The following is an 18,630-nucleotide window of genomic DNA, read 5'->3' on the forward strand; positions in this document are numbered from 1 at the left end:
AGGCAAAAATAAAGGCGACTTATAGTCGCCTTTTTTACTTTTGTTACTGATTTGTAAAACTTATTTGCAAGCGTCTGCCAGACCGTCGAGATAACGCTCTGCGTCAAGCGCAGCCATACAACCGGTGCCTGCTGAAGTGATCGCCTGGCGATAAATATGGTCCATCACGTCACCGGCGGCGAATACACCCGGAATGCTGGTTTGGGTGGCGTTACCATGAATACCGGACTGAACTTTGATGTAGCCATTTTCCAGTTCAAGCTGACCGTCAAAAATGGCGGTATTCGGGCTGTGGCCGATAGCGACAAACAACCCTGCAACGTCAAGTGACTCGATGTTGTCAGTGTTTTGCGTATCGCGCAGGCGCAGTCCGGTTACGCCCATTTGATCGCCGGTCACTTCTTCCAGTGTGCGGTGGGTATGCAGCACGATGTTGCCGTTTTCGACTTTATCCATCAAACGCTTGATCAGGATTTTCTCGGCGCGGAAGCTGTCGCGACGGTGAATCAAATGCACTTCAGATGCGATATTCGCCAGGTACAGCGCTTCTTCAACAGCGGTGTTGCCGCCGCCGATCACCGCAACTTTTTGGTTACGGTAGAAGAAACCGTCGCAGGTCGCGCAGGCGGAAACGCCACGGCCTTTGAAGGCTTCTTCTGAAGGCAGACCCAGGTAGCGTGCTGACGCACCGGTGGCGATGATCAGTGCGTCACAGGTGTATTCACCGCTGTCGCCGGTCAGACGGAAAGGGCGGTTTTGCAGATCAACTTTGCTGATATGATCAAAAATAATTTCAGTTTCAAATTTGGTCGCATGTTCGTGCATGCGTTCCATCAGCAATGGGCCTGTGAGATCGTGCGGATCGCCAGGCCAGTTTTCCACTTCTGTTGTTGTGGTCAACTGACCACCTTTTTCCATACCGGTAATCAGTACCGGTTGCAGGTTCGCGCGTGCAGCGTAGACCGCAGCGGTATACCCCGCAGGGCCAGAGCCCAGAATAAGAAGTTTACTGTGTTTGGTTGCGCCCATGAGATCCCCATAGTTGTTAGCAGGCAATGAGCAGGATTGTAGGGAATTTACAGACGTAAAAAAAGAGTATGGCGATTTTGTTAACAATATGTGTAATAGCGGGAACCGATGAACGGCAGAATTAGTCGTAATACTATAACGATTTCTACTTAAAATCGGTCAGTTATAAGGTGATAAAATGACGATTTTCCATCACTGCGAATGAATAACTGGCATGTTGTACTAAAAATCGATGTTTTGCTTTGACAATCCCCTGCTGTTTTGCGAAAACATTCAAGGAAGAAAAAAACTGTGTCATGTATGTGCTGCATAATCATGCATGTAGATACCATGTTTACCGTGTTAGCGAAATCTACGCATGGTGTGGACAGATGCCATTCGTGATGTCGATAGCCGCCGACAGGCAACGGTCTTCTCACCATAAACCCAGACATTGCGAACCGAAAATCCCTCTGGGTTGCGGTTTATTTTGATGGGTAGCGACTCTGAACAGTGATGTTGGTAGAGTCAGGCAGGAGTAGGGAAGGAATACAGAGAGACAATAATAATGGTAGATAGTAAGAAGCGCCCTGGCAAAGATCTCGACCGTATCGATCGTAACATTCTTAATGAGCTGCAAAAGGATGGGCGTATTTCTAACGTCGAGCTTTCTAAACGTGTGGGACTTTCACCAACGCCCTGCCTTGAGCGTGTGCGTCGGTTGGAAAGACAGGGTTTTATTCAGGGCTATACAGCGCTGTTAAACCCGCATTATCTGGATGCATCACTTCTGGTTTTTGTTGAGATTACTCTGAATCGTGGCGCCCCGGATGTGTTTGAACAATTTAACTCTGCAGTACAAAAACTTGAAGAAATTCAAGAGTGTCATTTGGTTTCCGGTGATTTCGACTATTTACTGAAAACACGCGTACCGGATATGTCAGCATACCGTAAGCTGTTGGGGGAAACCCTGCTGCGTCTGCCTGGCGTGAATGACACACGTACTTATGTAGTAATGGAAGAAGTCAAACAGAGCAATCGTCTGGTAATTAAGACGCGCTAACACGGAACAGGTGCAAAATCGACGCAGTTTGATTACACTCCTGTTAATCCATACAGCAACAGTGCCGGGGCAACCCGGTGCTGTTGTCCGTTTTAGCATCGGGCAGGAAAAGCCCGAAACCTGGAGAGCCGTTTTTGAGCCAGGAATACACTGAAGACAAAGACGTCACATTGACGAAGTTAAGCAGCGGGCGCCGACTTCTGGAAGCGCTACTGATCCTTATTGCCCTTTTTGCCGTCTGGTTGATGGCTGCCTTACTCAGCTTTAACCCTTCGGATCCCAGTTGGTCGCAAACCGCGTGGCATGAGCCTATCCATAATCTGGGTGGAATACCTGGAGCATGGCTGGCGGACACGCTGTTCTTTATTTTTGGCGTCATGGCCTACACCATCCCCGTCATCATTGTCGGTGGTTGCTGGTTTGCCTGGCGACATCAGGCCAGCGACGAATACGTCGATTATTTTGCCGTCTCGCTGCGCATTATTGGCGTTTTGGCGCTGATTCTCACTTCCTGCGGGCTGGCCGCAATTAACGCCGATGACATCTGGTATTTCGCCTCTGGCGGCGTGATCGGCAGTCTGCTCAGCACCACGCTACAACCATTGCTGCACAGCAGCGGCGGCACGCTGACGTTGTTGTGCATTTGGGCAGCGGGATTAACGCTGTTCACCGGTTGGTCATGGGTGAGCATTGCGGAAAAACTGGGAGGCTGGTTACTCAATATCCTGACGTTTGCCAGCAACCGTACCCGCCGCGACGATACCTGGGTCGATGACGAAGAGTATGAAGACGAAGAAGAGTCTGTCGACGCCGCTGATGGCAAACCCCATGAATCGCGCCGAGCTCGTATCCTGCGCGGTGCGTTAGCGCGCCGTAAACGTCTGGCGGAGAAATTTACCAACCCGCTTGGTCGTCATACCGATGCGGCGCTGTTCTCCGGCAAACGCATGGATGATGAAGACGAAATTGAATACAGCGCCCGTGGCGTGGTTGCCGATCCTAATGATGTGCTGTTTTCCGGTAATCGCGCGACGCTGCCTGAATATGACGAACTTGATCCACTGCTTAACGGCCACTCGGTGACCGAGCCTGTAGCTGCAGCAGCTGCAGCTACAACAGCCGCTCAGGCCTGGAGCGCACCGGTCGATCCGTTACTGCAAACGTCACCCGTGACCAACACTGTTATGGAGCAACCGGTCCCAACCGTGGCCTGGCAACCCGTGCCTGGCCCGCAAACCGGTGATGCCGCGATTGCACCAGCGCCTGAAGGTTATCCGCAGCCAGCCCAGTACGCGCAACCTCCGGTGCAGCAGCCTTATGAGCCATGGCAACAACCGGTTGTGGAGCAGAGTCCGCAGCCGCAATATTACGCACAGCAGCCCGTTGAACCTGTTTATACGCAGCCTGTCGCGCCGCAGCCGGAACCTGTTTATCAGCCGGAGCCCGTGCTGCAACCTGTCTATCAACAGGATCCGACCTCTCAACAGAACGCCGCATTCCAGCAGCCTGGTTATCAGCCGGAGCCTGTACAGCAACCTGTTTATCAGCAGGATCCAACTTTTCAACAGAGCACTACGTTCCAGCAGCCTGTGGTTGAACAACCAACAGTGGTGGAACCTGAGCCGGTGGTTGAAGAAGTTAAACCGACTCGTCCGCCGCTCTATTACTTTGAAGAAGTCGAAGAGAAACGTGCGCGTGAGCGTGAGCAACTGGCCGCATGGTATCAGCCGATTCCAGAACCTGCTCAGGAACCTGAGCGTGTTAAGCCGTCTACGCCGTCTATGCCGACGACTGCATCCATACCGCCCGTTGAGTCTGTTGCTGCCGTTGCACCGCTGGCCGCTGGCGTAAAAAGCGCCGCGTTAGGGGTGAGTGCCGCTGCCGCAGCACCTGTCTTTAGCCTTGCAGGCAGCGGTACGCCGCGTCCGCAGGTGAAAGAGGGCATTGGCCCGCAGTTGCCGCGTCCGAATCGTGTGCGCGTGCCTACTCGTCGTGAGCTGGCTTCATATGGCATAAAACTGCCGTCACAGCGTATGGCTGAAGAGAAAGCGCGCGAAGAGCAGCTTGATACAGATGCGTACAGTGACGATGAAATGGATGCAATGCAGCAGGACGAGCTGGCACGTCAGTTCGCTCAGTCGCAGCAGCATCGTTATGGCGAAGAGTATCAGGACGATACCCACCAGACTGATGACGAAGATTCAGCCGCAGAAGCGGAACTGGCCCGCCAGTTTGCTTCTTCTCAGCAGCAGCGTTATTCCGGTGAACAGCCTGCCGGAGCGAATCCATTCTCCCTCGATGACTTTGAATTTTCGCCAATGAAAACGCTGGTGGATGAGGGGCCGCATGAGCCGCTGTTTACGCCTGGCGTAATGCCGGAGCCCGCGCCGCAGTACCAGGAACCAGTTGCGCCGCAGCAGCATTATCAGCAACCGGCGCAGCCAGTTGCACCGCAACAGCACTATCAGCAACCGGCACAGCCAGTTGCACCACAGCAGCATTATCAGCAACCAGCGCAGCCTGTTGCATCGCAGCAGCATTATCAACAGCCAGCGCAGCCAGTTGCACCGCAGCAGCATTATCAGCAGCCAGCGCAGCCTGTTACACCGCCGCCGCAGGATAGTCTGATCCATCCGCTGCTGATGCGTAATGGGGATAGTCGTCCGGCGCACCGTCCAAGCACGCCGCTGCCATCGTTAGATCTGCTCACGCCGCCGCCGAGCGAAGTTGAGCCGATAGATACGTTCGCACTGGAACAAATGGCACGTCTGGTGGAAGCGCGTCTGGCGGATTTCCGCATTAAAGCCGATGTGGTGAACTATTCTCCTGGCCCGGTGATTACCCGCTTTGAGCTTAATCTGGCTCCAGGGGTTAAAGCAGCGCGTATTTCTAACCTGTCACGAGATCTGGCGCGTTCATTGTCGACCGCGGCGGTACGTGTGGTCGAGGTTATTCCAGGCAAACCGTATGTCGGACTAGAGTTACCGAACAAAAAACGTCAAACCGTTTATCTGCGTGAAGTGCTGGATAACGCTAAATTCCGTGATAACTCATCTCCGCTGACTGTGGTGCTGGGCAAAGATATTGCGGGCGAACCGGTGGTGGCCGATCTGGCTAAAATGCCGCACCTGCTGGTGGCGGGGACAACCGGTTCTGGTAAGTCTGTTGGGGTGAACGCCATGATCCTCAGCATGCTGTACAAAGCGCAGCCGGAAGACGTTCGCTTTATCATGATTGACCCGAAAATGCTGGAGCTTTCTGTTTATGAAGGTATTCCGCATCTGCTGACTGAAGTTGTGACCGACATGAAAGATGCCGCTAATGCCTTGCGTTGGAGCGTCAATGAAATGGAACGTCGCTACAAACTGATGTCGGCGCTTGGCGTGCGTAACCTTGCCGGTTATAACGATAAGATTGCTGAAGCCGCCCGTATGGGACGTCCGATTCCAGACCCATACTGGAAGCCGGGCGACAGCATGGATGTTCAGCATCCGGTGCTGGAAAAACTGCCGTATATCGTGGTGTTGGTGGATGAATTCGCAGACCTGATGATGACCGTTGGCAAAAAGGTGGAAGAACTGATCGCTCGTCTGGCGCAAAAAGCGCGTGCGGCGGGTATCCACCTGGTGCTGGCAACCCAGCGACCGTCAGTTGACGTTATCACTGGTCTGATTAAAGCGAACATCCCGACGCGCATCGCATTTACAGTGTCCAGTAAAATTGACTCGCGTACCATCCTTGACCAGGGCGGCGCGGAATCGCTGTTGGGTATGGGTGACATGCTTTATTCTGCACCAAACTCGACGATCCCTGTGCGTGTACACGGCGCCTTTGTACGCGATGAAGAAGTTCACGCGGTGGTGCAGGACTGGAAAGCGCGCGGCCGTCCACAATACGTTGATGGCATTACCTCTGACAGCGAAAGCGAAGGCGGCGGTGGCGGCTTTGATGGTGGCGAAGAACTGGATCCGCTGTTCGATCAGGCGGTGAACTTTGTTACTCAGAAACGCAAAGCCTCAATCTCCGGCGTCCAGCGTCAGTTCCGTATCGGTTACAACCGAGCGGCGCGCATCATCGAACAGATGGAAGCGCAGGGAATAGTCAGCGAACAAGGGCATAATGGTAATCGTGAAGTGCTGGCTCCGCCGCCCTTCGAATGATTGCAAAGTTAAGTAATTCAGTATTTTCTACTTTCCTCATGCTGATTTTTGGCCTGAAATGGATAGCAGAGGGATCTCCCCGTTGGGAGTGACGTATTTTGAGGAATAACGATGAAAAGAATCGCAATCACCTGTGCATTACTGTCTAGCTTTGTGGTGAGCAGCGTCTGGGCTGATGCTGCCAGCGACCTGAAAAGCCGTCTGGATAAAGTCAGTAGCTTCCATGCCAGCTTTACTCAGAAGGTCACGGACGGTAGCGGCGCGGCGGTGCAGGAAGGTCAGGGCGACTTATGGGTTAAACGCCCTAATCTGTTTAACTGGCATATGACGCAGCCTGACGAGAGCATCCTGGTTTCCGATGGTAAAACGCTGTGGTTCTTCAACCCGTTTGTTGAGCAGGCGACTGCGACCTGGTTGAAAGACGCCACGGGCAACACGCCGTTCATGCTGATTGCGCGTAACCAGGCCAGCGACTGGCAACAGTACAACATTAAGCAAAACGGCGACGATTTCGTGCTGACGCCAAAAACCAGCAGCGGTAACCTGAAGCAGTTTACTATCAATGTTGGGCGGGACGGGACGATCCATCAGTTCAGTGCCGTTGAGCAAGACGATCAGCGCAGCAGCTATCAGCTGAAATCTCAGCAGAATGGTGCGATTGAACCTTCGAAATTCACCTTTACCCCGCCGCAAGGTGTAACGGTTGACGATCAACGTAAGTAGAGGCGTGTGAGTGAGCAATCTGTCGCTCGACTTTTCTGATAATACCTTTCAGCCACTGGCCGCACGTATGCGGCCAGAAAATTTAGCGCAGTACATCGGCCAGCAGCATCTGCTGGCTGCGGGTAAACCCTTGCCGCGCGCCATCGAGGCCGGGCACCTGCACTCTATGATTTTATGGGGTCCGCCGGGGACGGGGAAAACCACGCTAGCCGAAGTTATTGCCCGTTACGCTAACGCCGATGTTGAACGAATTTCGGCGGTCACGTCTGGTGTAAAAGAAATTCGTGAAGCGATTGAGCGGGCGCGTCAGAATCGTAACGCGGGTCGACGTACGATCCTGTTCGTGGACGAAGTTCACCGTTTTAATAAAAGCCAACAGGATGCGTTTTTACCGCATATTGAAGACGGTACCATCACGTTTATTGGCGCCACCACTGAAAATCCCTCGTTTGAACTGAACTCGGCACTGTTGTCGCGGGCGCGTGTTTATTTACTGAAATCGTTAACCACCGACGATATTGAACAGGTGCTGGACCAGGCGATGTCAGATAATGCCCGTGGTTACGGTGGTCAGGATATCGTACTGCCACCAGAGACGCGTCGGGCGATTGCCGAACTGGTGAATGGCGACGCGCGGCGAGCGCTGAATACGCTGGAAATGATGGCCGATATGGCCGAAGTTGATGATTCCGGTAAGCGCGTATTGAAACCAGAATTGCTCACTGAAATTGCCGGTGAACGCAGCGCACGCTTCGATAATAAAGGCGATCGTTTTTACGATCTCATCTCCGCATTACACAAATCGGTTCGCGGCAGCGCCCCGGATGCGGCACTTTATTGGTATGCGCGCATCATTAGTGCAGGCGGTGACCCGCTGTATGTAGCCCGTCGCTGTCTGGCAATTGCCTCTGAAGATGTGGGCAATGCCGATCCTCGCGCCATGCAGGTGGCAATTTCCGCATGGGACTGCTTTACCCGCGTGGGACCCGCGGAAGGTGAACGAGCGATTGCTCAGGCAATTGTTTATCTGGCCTGCGCGCCGAAAAGTAATGCGGTTTACACCGCCTTCAAAGCCGCGCTGGCTGATGCCCGCGAACGTCCGGATTACGACGTGCCGGTCCACCTGCGCAATGCGCCAACTAAGCTGATGAAAGAAATGGGCTATGGTCAGGAGTATCGTTACGCCCATGATGAACCAAATGCCTACGCCGCCGGAGAAGAGTACTTCCCGCAGGAAATGGCACAAACGCGCTATTATCACCCCACAAACAGAGGTCTTGAAGGCAAGATTGGCGAAAAGCTCGCCTGGCTCGCCGGACAGGATCAAAATAGCCCTATAAAACGCTACCGTTAGTGTTATCGTTGCGGTAATGTTGTCTCTGTATCCCTGTGACCGCAGGCTGTGGTCACTTTCTCCTATTTTAATTCGATAAGCACAGGATAAGCATGCTCGATCCCAATCTGCTGCGTAATGAGCCAGACGCAGTCGCAGAAAAACTGGCAAGCCGGGGCTTTAAGCTGGATGTAGATAAGCTGCGCGCTCTTGAAGAGCGTCGTAAAGTTCTGCAGGTACAAACTGAAAACCTGCAGGCAGAGCGTAACTCTCGATCGAAATCCATCGGCCAGGCAAAAGCGCGCGGGGAAGATATCGAGTCTTTACGTCTGGAAGTGAACAAACTGGGCGAAGAGCTGGATGCCGCGAAAGCTGAACTTGATACCTTACAGGCCGAGATCCGCGACATTGCGCTGACCATTCCTAACCTGCCAGCGGACGACGTTCCGGTGGGTAAAGATGAAAATGACAACGTTGAAGTCAGCCGTTGGGGTACTCCGCGTGAGTTTGATTTCGAAGTGCGCGATCACGTTACCCTGGGTGAAATGCACACGGGTCTTGATTTTGCCGCTGCGGTTAAGCTGACCGGCTCTCGTTTCGTCGTGATGAAAGGGCAGATCGCGCGCATGCACCGTGCGCTGTCTCAGTTCATGCTGGATCTGCATACCGAACAGCATGGTTACAGCGAAAACTACGTTCCATATCTGGTTAACCATGACACGCTGTACGGAACAGGGCAACTGCCGAAATTTGCTGGCGATCTGTTCCACACCCGTCCGCTGGATGAAGAAGCTGACAGCAGCAACTATGCGCTGATCCCAACGGCAGAAGTTCCGCTGACCAACCTGGTTCGCGACGAAATCATTGACGAAGATGCGCTGCCGATCAAAATGACCGCGCATACGCCGTGCTTCCGTTCTGAAGCAGGTTCTTACGGTCGTGATACCCGTGGTCTGATCCGTATGCACCAGTTCGATAAAGTTGAAATGGTGCAGATCGTTCGCCCGGAAGACTCTATGGACGCGCTGGAAGAGATGACCGGCCATGCTGAGAAGGTTCTTCAGCTGCTGGGCCTGCCGTACCGTAAGATCATCCTGTGCACAGGCGACATGGGCTTCGGCGCATGCAAAACGTACGATCTGGAAGTGTGGATCCCGGCGCAGAACACCTATCGCGAAATCTCCTCTTGCTCCAACGTGTGGGATTTCCAGGCTCGTCGTATGCAGGCGCGTTGCCGCAGCAAATCCGACAAAAAGACCCGTTTAGTACATACGCTGAACGGTTCTGGTCTGGCGGTTGGACGTACGCTGGTTGCGGTGATGGAAAACTATCAGCAGGCTGATGGCCGTATTCAGGTTCCGGAAGTGTTACGTCCGTACATGAATGGCCTGGAGTTTATCGGCTAAGCTACCTTTCTTTGCTAAAAAAGCGCCTCAGGGCGCTTTTTTTATGCCCGTTTGACGTCGGACAATAACGCCTACCTCCATAGGAGTAATACTGCCTTCGAATGAAAGTCAGTATTTATCTCTGTCTTTTCGCAAATTCGGTATCTACCAGTCTGTATATCGATATTAGCGCTATATTAAAACCTATATAACGAGTATTTCTCTTTTGTTTATTGTGAGCAGCAGAGTGAGCCACTATGAAAACTAAGATCCCCGATGCCATGCTGGCAGCTGAGGTTAGTCGCCGAGGTTTGGTGAAAACGACGGCGATAGGCGGACTGGCGGTGGCCAGTAGCGCGTTTACCCTGCCATTTACCCGTATTGCAAATGCTGCAGAAGCCCTTAATCCGACACAGGCCAATGAGAAAGTCATCTGGAGCGCGTGTACGGTGAACTGTGGTAGCCGCTGTCCTCTGCGTATGCACGTGGTAGACGGTGAAATAAAGTATGTTGAAACCGACAACACCGGTGATGACAACTATGACGGCTTGCACCAGGTACGCGCCTGTCTGCGTGGTCGCTCCATGCGTCGTCGCGTTTATAATCCCGACCGTCTGAAATACCCGATGAAACGTGTCGGTAAACGTGGCGAAGGGAAATTTGAGCGTATCAGCTGGGATGAAGCCTACGACATCATTGCCAGCAATATGCAGCGTCTTATCAAAGACTACGGCAACGAGTCTATCTACCTGAACTACGGCACGGGTACGCTGGGCGGCACCATGACGCGCTCGTGGCCGCCGGGTAAAACGCTGGTGGCACGGTTGATGAACTGCTGCGGCGGCTACCTTAACCACTACGGTGACTACTCTTCAGCGCAAATCGCTGCCGGGTTGAATTACACCTACGGCGGCTGGGCTGACGGTAACAGCCCGTCCGACATTGAAAACAGCAAGCTGGTGGTTCTGTTCGGGAATAACCCTGGTGAAACCCGTATGAGCGGGGGTGGGGTAACCTATTACCTTGAACAGGCGCGACAAAAATCCAATGCCCGCATGATCATTATCGATCCCCGCTACACGGATACCGGCGCGGGTCGTGAGGATGAATGGATCCCGATCCGCCCAGGTACCGATGCGGCGCTGGTGAATGGTCTGGCGTATGTGCTGATCACCGAAAACATGGTTGATCAACCGTTCCTTGATAAATACTGCGTGGGTTACGACGAGAAAACCTTACCGGCCGACGCACCGAAAAACGGTCACTATAAGGCGTATATTCTTGGGCAGGGCAAAGACGGTATCGCCAAGACCCCGGAATGGGCAGCGCAAATTACCGGTATTCCTGCTGATCGAATCGTCAAACTGGCACGTGAAATCGGTAGCGCTAAACCGGCATATATCAGTCAGGGGTGGGGACCGCAGCGTCATGCTAACGGTGAAATAGCGACTCGTGCCATTTCTATGCTGGCAATCCTTACCGGTAACGTTGGGATTAACGGCGGCAACAGCGGGGCGCGTGAGGGCTCATACAGTTTGCCGTTTGAACGTATGCCTACGCTGGAAAACCCAGTCGAAACCAGCATCTCTATGTTTATGTGGACGGACGCCATTGAGCGAGGTCCGGAGATGACGGCGCTGCGTGACGGTGTTCGTGGCAAAGATAAGCTCGATGTTCCGATTAAGATGATCTGGAACTATGCCGGTAACTGTCTGATTAACCAGCACTCTGATATCAACCGCACACATGAAATCCTACAGGATGATAAGAAGTGCGAGATGATCGTTGTCATCGACTGCCATATGACCTCCTCGGCGAAATACGCGGATATTTTGCTGCCGGACTGCACCGCTTCGGAGCAGATGGACTTCGCACTGGATGCCTCCTGCGGAAATATGTCGTATGTGATTTTCACCGATCAGGCGATCAAACCACGCTTCGAATGCAAGACTATCTACCAGATGACCAGTGAGCTAGCGAAACGCCTTGGTGTTGAGCAGCAGTTTACAGAAGGTCGTACTCAGGAAGAGTGGATGCGTCATCTGTACGAGCAGTCGCGCAAAGCCATTCCTGAACTGCCAACGTTTGAAGAATTCCGCAAGCAGGGGATCTTTAAACAGCGCGACCCACAGGGACATCACGTGGCCTACAAGGCGTTCCGTGAGGATCCTAACGCCAATCCGCTGACCACGCCGTCAGGTAAGATCGAAATTTATTCGCAGCAGCTTGCCGAGATCGCGTCAACCTGGGAACTGCCGGAAGGTGATGTGATTGATCCACTGCCGATTTATACCCCAGGTTTTGAGAGCTTAAACGACCCGCTGGTGGAGAAATTCCCTCTGCAGTTGACCGGCTTCCACTATAAGTCTCGCGTTCACTCGACCTATGGCAACGTGGATGTTCTGAAAGCATCCTGCCGTCAGGAAATGTGGATCAACCCGATGGATGCACAGCGACGCGGCATTAACAACGGCGACAAGGTGCGCATCTTTAACGATCGTGGTGAAGTGCACATCGAGGCGAAAGTAACGCCGCGTATGATGCCTGGCGTGGTGGCATTGGGCGAAGGGGCGTGGTATGACCCGGACGCAAAACGCGTGGACCAGGGCGGTTGTATTAACGTCCTGACGACCCAGCGTCCGTCTCCTCTCGCGAAGGGGAACCCATCACACACGAACCTTGTTCAGGTTGAAAAGGTGTAAGGAGTAACCGATGACAACCCAGTATGGATTTTTTATTGATTCCAGCCGTTGCACCGGTTGCAAAACCTGCGAACTGGCGTGCAAAGATTTCAAAAATTTAACCCCTGAAGTCAGCTTCCGCCGCATTTATGAGTACGCCGGCGGTAACTGGCAGGAAGACAACGGCGTCTGGCATCAGAACGTCTTTGCCTATTACCTCTCCATTGCGTGTAACCACTGTGAAGACCCGGCCTGTACCAAAGTGTGTCCGAGCGGTGCGATGCACAAACGTGAAGATGGCTTTGTCGTTGTCGATGAAGATGTGTGCATCGGCTGCCGCTATTGCCACATGGCCTGTCCTTACGGCGCACCACAGTATAATGCTGACAAAGGGCACATGACCAAATGCGATGGCTGCCATGAGCGCGTCGCTGAAGGTAAGAAACCTATTTGCGTCGAGTCTTGTCCGCTGCGTGCGCTGGATTTTGGCCCAATTGATGAACTGCGCAAAAAACACGGTACTTTGGCTGCGGTTGCGCCACTGCCGGACGCGCACTTTACCAAACCGAGCATTGTCATCAAACCTAACGCCAATAGCTGCCCGACCGGGGATACCACAGGTTATCTGGCCAATCCGAAGGAGGTGTAAGATGGGAAGTGGATGGCATGAATGGCCGCTGATGATCTTCACGGTCTTCGGACAGTGTGTGGTTGGCGGTTTTATTGTTCTGGCGCTGGCGTTGATGAAAGGGGGCTTACGCCCAGAATCGCAGCAACGCGTAATTACCTGCATGTTTGGGCTGTGGGTATTAATGGGCATTGGATTTATTGCTTCCATGCTCCATTTGGGCTCACCGATGCGCGCCTTTAACTCACTCAATCGCGTTGGGTCATCTGCGTTGAGTAACGAAATTGCCAGCGGCTCGCTCTTCTTTGCCGTTGGCGGTATCGGCTGGCTGCTGGCTATGTTGAAGAAAATATCGCCCGCATTACGCAATCTGTGGTTAGTTGTCACCATGGTGCTGGGTGTGGTTTTTGTCTGGATGATGGTGCGCGTGTATAACACCATCGATACCGTACCGACCTGGTACAGCGTCTGGACACCGCTGGGCTTCTTCCTGACGATGTTTATGGGCGGTCCGCTGCTGGGATATCTGTTACTGAGAATTGCTGGCGTGGATGGTTGGGCGATGCGCCTGCTGCCGGCTATATCAGTGCTTGCTCTGGTCGTGAGTGCCATCATGTCGGTAATGCAGGGGACTGAACTGGCGACAATCCACAGTTCGATTCAACAGGCCTCTGCGCTGGTTCCGGATTACGGTTCGCTGATGGCGTGGCGGATCGTGGCGCTGGCGTTAGCGTTGTGCTGCTGGATAGTACCGCAAGTGAAGGGTTACCAGCCTGCCGTTCCGTTGCTTTCCGTCGCGTTTATTCTGCTGTTAGTCGGCGAGCTGATTGGTCGTGGTGTGTTCTACGGGCTGCATATGACCGTCGGTATGGCGGTGGCGAGTTAATCCATAATATGCCGGATGGCGCCTCGTGCTTTATCAAGCCTACAATATCCGTAGGTCTTCAAGCTGCGCGCTATCCGGCTACATGTCAGGCCAGGGTTTTGCCCCAGTCTTTATTTCTGCTTAGTTAACGTGTCATAGCTGGTCATCAGATTGCGATAATCCGGAATGTGATTAGAGAACAACGTCGCCAGACCTTCGATATCGTTGCGCCAGTCGCGGTGCAGTTCGCATGCTACTCCGAACCATGTCATCAATTGAGCGCCTGCTTGAGACATCCGATCCCATGCTGAATGGCGGGTAATTTCATTAAACGTGCCTGAAGCATCGGTGACAACAAAGACGTCAAAACCTTCTTCAATAGCCGAGAGCGCTGGGAAAGCGACGCAAACTTCCGTCACGACACCAGCGATAATCAGCTGCTTTTTGCCGGTCGCTTTTACTGCTTTCACGAAATCTTCGTTATCCCATGCGTTAATGTTTCCTGGGCGAGCAATGTAGGGCGCATCCGGAAATTGAGCTTTCAGTTCCGGTACCAGCGGTCCGTTTGGTCCTGTCTCAAAACTGGTTGTCAGAATGGTTGGGAGGTTGAAGTATTTTGCTAAGTCACCGAGCGCAAGCACGTTGTTTTTAAATTTATCGGGATCGATATCCCGAACCAGAGAGAGCAGGCCAGCCTGATGGTCGACCAGCAGTACTGCCGCATTGTCTTTATCAAGTCTTACGTAAGGTTTAGTCATGGTATTTCTCCTGTTCAGTATCAGTGGGGGAAATTTGATGAGTTTAAGTCTACGAAAAGAACGATATTTGGATTAGATAGATAAATAAGAACTCACTGTTCTATTTTGAAGACAATGCAGCTCAGCATCCCGCATAGAGTTTAGTAAGAAATAAAAGTAAGGGGAGTCCATGAAATTTTTCGACTGAACGTAACGCGAGACTTTTGTTTTAGATCAATAAAAACAAGCAGATGTGTTTTTGTATTTTTTATCTATTCACATTAAGAATCAGTAATGCAAATCGATCGACCAGAAAGCGACTCAGCCCTCTGATTCCGCCGATTGACAATGTTTTTAGCAGTGGCATGATGCGCATGAAATTTGAACTTCCTCACGGTTTTTATTCATGTCCACCTATACCCGTCCCGTCATGCTATTGCTGTGCGGGCTACTTCTGTTGACCCTGGCGATCGCCGTGTTAAACACGCTCGTCCCGCTTTGGCTCGCCCATGAAAATCTGCCTACCTGGCAGGTAGGCGTGGTGAGCTCGTCTTACTTTACCGGTAATCTGGTAGGGACGTTGCTGACAGGGTATTTAATAAAACACCTTGGTTTTAATCGCAGCTATTACATCGCCTCGCTTATTTTCGCCGCGGGCTGTGTCGGGCTGGGGATTATGGTGGGATTCTGGAGCTGGATGACATGGCGTTTTATCGCCGGTGTTGGCTGCGCCATGATCTGGGTGGTCGTGGAAAGCGCGCTGATGTGCAGCGGGACGTCACGTAATCGCGGACGGTTACTTGCCGCCTATATGATGATCTATTACGTGGGAACGTTTTTAGGCCAACTGCTGGTTAGTAAAGTATCAACAGAATTGATGAACGTCCTGCCGTGGGTGACGGGTACTATCCTGGCGGGTGTTTTGCCACTGCTCTTTACGCGCATTGCTAATCAGCAGGGCGATGAACAGCAGTCTACGCCTATTGTCTCCATGCTGAGGTTGCGTCAGGCGCGCCTGGGCGTTAATGGCTGCATTATTTCCGGGATCGTGCTGGGGTCTTTGTATGGCCTGATGCCGCTGTATCTCAACCATCAGGGGGTGAGCAACGCCAGCATTGGTTTCTGGATGGCGGTTCTGGTAAGTGCCGGTATTCTGGGGCAATGGCCGATTGGCCGTCTGGCGGATAAGCTGGGACGTCTGCTGGTTTTACGCGTCCAGGTCTTCGTGGTGATCGTCGGGAGTATCGCCATGCTGAACCAGGCGGCGATGGCGCCCGCGTTGTTTATGTTGGGTGCGGCAGGCTTTACCCTCTATCCGGTCGCGATGGCCTGGGCCTGTGAAAAGGTGGAACATCATCAGCTGGTCGCCATGAATCAGGCATTGTTATTGAGCTATACCGTGGGCAGCCTGCTGGGACCTTCATTTACTGCGATGCTGATGCAGAATTATTCAGATAGCTTGCTGTTTATCATGATCGCCAGCGTATCGTTTATTTATTTACTAATGCTGCTGCGTAAGACGGGCCATACGCCCAATTCTATTGCGCACATTTGACCTGATTTAACAGAATATGAACAGGTTCCCATACATACTGTTTATGTATGCTTTATGGGAACCTGCATTATTTAATCGCACACGTCTGCCCTGAAAATAAAGTGTGCAGAAGGTTATAGTTTTACATCCTGCCGTTTCCGCTCGCTCATTTTACCGCGCATAATCCCACGCCTCATATATTGATAATCAAAAAGCTTCCACAAAGGATTGCGTATGGCTGGTGTGCAGGAAAAACAATTGCGATGGTACAACATTGCATTAATGTCATTTATTACCGTCTGGGGTTTTGGTAACGTCGTCAACAACTATGCTAATCAGGGATTGGTTGTTGTCTCCTCCTGGATATTTATTTTCGCGCTCTATTTTATTCCTTATGCGTTGATCGTCGGGCAGCTTGGCTCAACCTTTAAAGAGGGTAAAGGCGGCGTCAGTACCTGGATTAAACATACCATGGGGCCAGGGTTGGCCTATCTTGCTGCCTGGACCTATTGGGTTGTTCATATACCTTATCTGGCGCAAAAACCGCAGGCTATTCTGATTGCGCTGGGATGGGCGCTGAAGGGCGATGGTTCGTTGATTAAAGAGTACACCGTCGTGGCGTTGCAGGGGCTGACGCTGGCGCTGTTTGTCTTTTTCATGTGGGTTGCGTCCCGTGGCATGAAGTCGCTGAAAATTGTTGGGTCAGTTGCTGGCATCGCGATGTTTGTGATGTCCATTTTGTATGTCGTGATGGCGGTAACCGCGCCTGCAATTACGGATGTGCAAATAGCGACAACCAATATCACCTGGGAATCGTTTATCCCGCACATCGATTTTACCTACATTACTACGATCTCCATGCTGGTCTTTGCCGTGGGCGGTGCGGAGAAAATTTCGCCATACGTTAATCAGACACGTAATCCGGGCAAAGAATTTCCAAAAGGGATGCTCGTTCTGGCTGTTATGGTGGCGGTATGCGCGATTCTCGGTTCGCTGGCTATGGGAATGATGTTTGACTCCCGGCATATTCCAGATGACCTGATGACGAATGGTCAATATTACGCCTTCCAGAAATTGGGTGAGTATTATGGTATGGGTAATTCGCTGATGGTTATTTACGCGATTGCCAATACGCTGGGACAGATTGCGGCATTGGTATTTTCTATTGATGCACCGCTTAAAGTTCTGCTGGGTGATGCTGATCGTAAATATATTCCCGAGAGCCTGTGTAAAACCAACGCTTCCGGTACGCCGGTAAATGGTTATATTCTGACGCTGGTGCTGGTGGCGATTTTGATTATGTTGCCAACACTGGGAATTGGCGATATGAACAACCTGTATAAATGGCTATTGAATCTTAACTCTGTCGTGATGCCATTGCGTTATTTATGGGTGTTTGTGGCGTTCATTGCCGTTATTCGCCTGGCGCAAAAATATAAATCGGAATATGTCTTTATTCGCAACCGCTCGCTTGCGATGACCGTGGGGATCTGGTGCTTTGCCTTTACCGCATTTGCCTGTCTGACCGGGATTTTCCCGAAAATGGAAGCCTTTACCCCTGAGTGGACATTCCAGCTCACGCTGAATATCGTGACGCCATTTGTGCTGGTTGGGCTGGGATTGATTTTCCCGCTACTGGCGAGAAGAGGACGCTAAAGACAAGTGTGGCAGAAGAGCAGGAGATAGTGATGCTATCTCCTGCTTTGCCTCTCAAAACAACGGGGACAGTTCTTTTGGGATGGCATACTGTTTGCCATCATAACGCAGTACCCAACTGGCTTTCCCCGGTTTATCCTTTGATGCGCACTGCTCGTTGGCGTCTGTATAGGCCGTTGATTCCACGTTTTTCTCGTTTACCCGAATATCGAAGTATCCATTATGTGAATCAGGCGCAAGGGCAAGGGTGCGTTTAATATCGTGGAATGTTCCCACACAGTTCCCGTCCCATTCACCGGTGCTATTCTCAAGTACGATTCCGTTTAATACCGCCCGTAGTTGATTATTTTCAATAACAAACAGCGATAGCGCATCTTCACTAAAAGGATTTACACGGGAACTGCTGGTGCGGGCGACTCGTAAGCCAAATGCGGTCTGATCTGGGGTAACTTTCCAGCGCGCAGTATCCAGCGCCAGACCGGTAATTTGAATGGCATCGTCATTCATACGTTCGGGCAGGCGTAGCCGCTGTTTTACGTCGAGGTTTGTGGAATCCAGTACCAGAAGCTCCAGATCGCCAATGCGATCGTAATCGCTATATTGTTGTGCCATCAGCGGAATCGCCGCTAGGGTCAGTTCCGGGTGGGCTGGCCAGACACGGCAAATTGCGCTTTGCGGTGAGTTACCTGTGATATCGATAACCTGATTATGTTGTGTGAGTAGCTTGCCTTCCGCTGTCGGTTTTGCATCTGGCCACGCATGTTGCACAATGGCGTTGATATCACAGTTGCTGGCGGCATTTACGTATTGGGCAGATAACAGCAACATGCCAGAAATGAATAACCGCATGGCGTCCT

At 52.1% G+C, this 18,630-nt stretch carries 13 protein-coding genes; 10 read left to right on the forward strand and 3 right to left on the reverse strand.

Annotated features, from left to right (window positions below; all coding sequences use genetic code 11):
* Positions 1-60: 60 nt before the first annotated feature.
* Positions 61-1,029, reverse strand: a complete 969-nt coding sequence (gene trxB, locus OGY10_RS17225) for a thioredoxin-disulfide reductase (protein WP_191226222.1) — start codon at positions 1,027-1,029, stop codon at positions 61-63.
* Between the two features lie 547 nt (positions 1,030-1,576).
* On the opposite strand from trxB, the gene lrp reads away from it, so the two are divergent.
* The 8 genes from lrp to OGY10_RS17265 all read left to right on the forward strand — a co-directional run bounded on the left by lrp (position 1,577) and on the right by OGY10_RS17265 (position 13,867).
* A complete protein-coding gene (gene lrp / locus OGY10_RS17230) occupies positions 1,577-2,071 on the forward strand; it encodes a leucine-responsive transcriptional regulator Lrp (RefSeq protein ID WP_002439523.1) in 495 nt (164 codons plus the stop codon).
* A gap of 134 nt (positions 2,072-2,205) precedes the next feature.
* Positions 2,206-6,231 (forward strand): DNA translocase FtsK, encoded by a 4,026-nt coding sequence (gene ftsK, locus OGY10_RS17235; RefSeq protein WP_191226221.1) that lies wholly within the window; start codon positions 2,206-2,208, stop codon positions 6,229-6,231.
* Positions 6,232-6,342: 111 nt separating this feature from the next.
* Entirely contained in the window at positions 6,343-6,954 is a 612-nt protein-coding gene (gene lolA / locus OGY10_RS17240; protein WP_003831898.1) for an outer membrane lipoprotein periplasmic chaperone LolA, read from the forward strand.
* 10 nt (positions 6,955-6,964) lie between these two features.
* The gene (gene rarA / locus OGY10_RS17245; RefSeq protein WP_048214581.1) at positions 6,965-8,308 is read left to right on the forward strand and encodes a replication-associated recombination protein RarA; all 1,344 of its coding nucleotides are present in this window, start codon (positions 6,965-6,967) and stop codon (positions 8,306-8,308) included.
* Positions 8,309-8,400: 92 nt separating this feature from the next.
* Complete coding sequence (gene serS, locus OGY10_RS17250) at positions 8,401-9,693, forward strand: serine--tRNA ligase (protein WP_003831902.1); 1,293 nt, start codon at positions 8,401-8,403, stop codon at positions 9,691-9,693.
* A 236-nt stretch (positions 9,694-9,929) separates the two neighbouring features.
* Positions 9,930-12,374 carry a dimethylsulfoxide reductase subunit A gene (gene dmsA / locus OGY10_RS17255; protein WP_191226220.1) on the forward strand — a complete coding sequence of 815 codons (2,445 nt, stop codon included), beginning with the start codon at positions 9,930-9,932 and terminating at the stop codon, positions 12,372-12,374.
* 10 nt (positions 12,375-12,384) lie between these two features.
* Entirely contained in the window at positions 12,385-13,002 is a 618-nt protein-coding gene (locus OGY10_RS17260; RefSeq protein ID WP_286577111.1) for a DMSO/selenate family reductase complex B subunit, read from the forward strand.
* A gap of 1 nt (position 13,003) precedes the next feature.
* The gene (locus OGY10_RS17265) at positions 13,004-13,867 is read left to right on the forward strand and encodes a dimethyl sulfoxide reductase anchor subunit family protein (protein WP_191226218.1); all 864 of its coding nucleotides are present in this window, start codon (positions 13,004-13,006) and stop codon (positions 13,865-13,867) included.
* Between the two features lie 110 nt (positions 13,868-13,977).
* Here the strand turns inward: OGY10_RS17265 and ycaC are convergent, their stop codons facing one another.
* Positions 13,978-14,604: an isochorismate family cysteine hydrolase YcaC gene (ycaC, locus tag OGY10_RS17270; RefSeq protein WP_003035746.1), complete on the reverse strand. Its 627-nt coding sequence runs from the start codon at positions 14,602-14,604 to the stop codon at positions 13,978-13,980.
* Positions 14,605-14,989: 385 nt separating this feature from the next.
* Between ycaC and OGY10_RS17275 the strand changes: the two genes are divergently transcribed.
* Together OGY10_RS17275 and OGY10_RS17280 are read left to right on the forward strand one after the other, a co-directional pair.
* The gene (locus OGY10_RS17275) at positions 14,990-16,138 is read left to right on the forward strand and encodes an MFS transporter (RefSeq protein ID WP_003831907.1); all 1,149 of its coding nucleotides are present in this window, start codon (positions 14,990-14,992) and stop codon (positions 16,136-16,138) included.
* Between the two features lie 213 nt (positions 16,139-16,351).
* Complete coding sequence (locus OGY10_RS17280; RefSeq protein ID WP_003035749.1) at positions 16,352-17,773, forward strand: amino acid permease; 1,422 nt, start codon at positions 16,352-16,354, stop codon at positions 17,771-17,773.
* A 54-nt stretch (positions 17,774-17,827) separates the two neighbouring features.
* Here the strand turns inward: OGY10_RS17280 and OGY10_RS17285 are convergent, their stop codons facing one another.
* A complete protein-coding gene (locus tag OGY10_RS17285) occupies positions 17,828-18,622 on the reverse strand; it encodes a PA3715 family protein (protein ID WP_249418631.1) in 795 nt (264 codons plus the stop codon).
* Positions 18,623-18,630: the final 8 nt, after the last annotated feature.

The sequence above is a fragment of the Citrobacter sp. Cpo148 genome (genome assembly GCF_030332375.1).
Taxonomy (GTDB): Bacteria; Pseudomonadota; Gammaproteobacteria; order Enterobacterales; family Enterobacteriaceae; genus Citrobacter; species Citrobacter portucalensis.

What these genes read in the sequence shown, in the direction of transcription:
- OGY10_RS17265 (WP_191226218.1), top strand. Translation starts at nt 13,004, where the DNA reads ATGGGAAGTGGATGGCATGAATGGCCGCTGATGATCTTCACGGTCTTC.
- serS (WP_003831902.1), top strand. Translation starts at nt 8,401, where the DNA reads ATGCTCGATCCCAATCTGCTGCGTAATGAGCCAGACGCAGTCGCAGAA.
- lolA (WP_003831898.1), top strand. Translation starts at nt 6,343, where the DNA reads ATGAAAAGAATCGCAATCACCTGTGCATTACTGTCTAGCTTTGTGGTG.
- OGY10_RS17280 (WP_003035749.1), top strand. Translation starts at nt 16,352, where the DNA reads ATGGCTGGTGTGCAGGAAAAACAATTGCGATGGTACAACATTGCATTA.
- dmsA (WP_191226220.1), top strand. Translation starts at nt 9,930, where the DNA reads ATGAAAACTAAGATCCCCGATGCCATGCTGGCAGCTGAGGTTAGTCGC.
- OGY10_RS17285 (WP_249418631.1), bottom strand. Translation starts at nt 18,622, where the DNA reads ATGCGGTTATTCATTTCTGGCATGTTGCTGTTATCTGCCCAATACGTA.
- trxB (WP_191226222.1), bottom strand. Translation starts at nt 1,029, where the DNA reads ATGGGCGCAACCAAACACAGTAAACTTCTTATTCTGGGCTCTGGCCCT.
- OGY10_RS17260 (WP_286577111.1), top strand. Translation starts at nt 12,385, where the DNA reads ATGACAACCCAGTATGGATTTTTTATTGATTCCAGCCGTTGCACCGGT.
- ycaC (WP_003035746.1), bottom strand. Translation starts at nt 14,604, where the DNA reads ATGACTAAACCTTACGTAAGACTTGATAAAGACAATGCGGCAGTACTG.
- OGY10_RS17275 (WP_003831907.1), top strand. Translation starts at nt 14,990, where the DNA reads ATGTCCACCTATACCCGTCCCGTCATGCTATTGCTGTGCGGGCTACTT.
- lrp (WP_002439523.1), top strand. Translation starts at nt 1,577, where the DNA reads ATGGTAGATAGTAAGAAGCGCCCTGGCAAAGATCTCGACCGTATCGAT.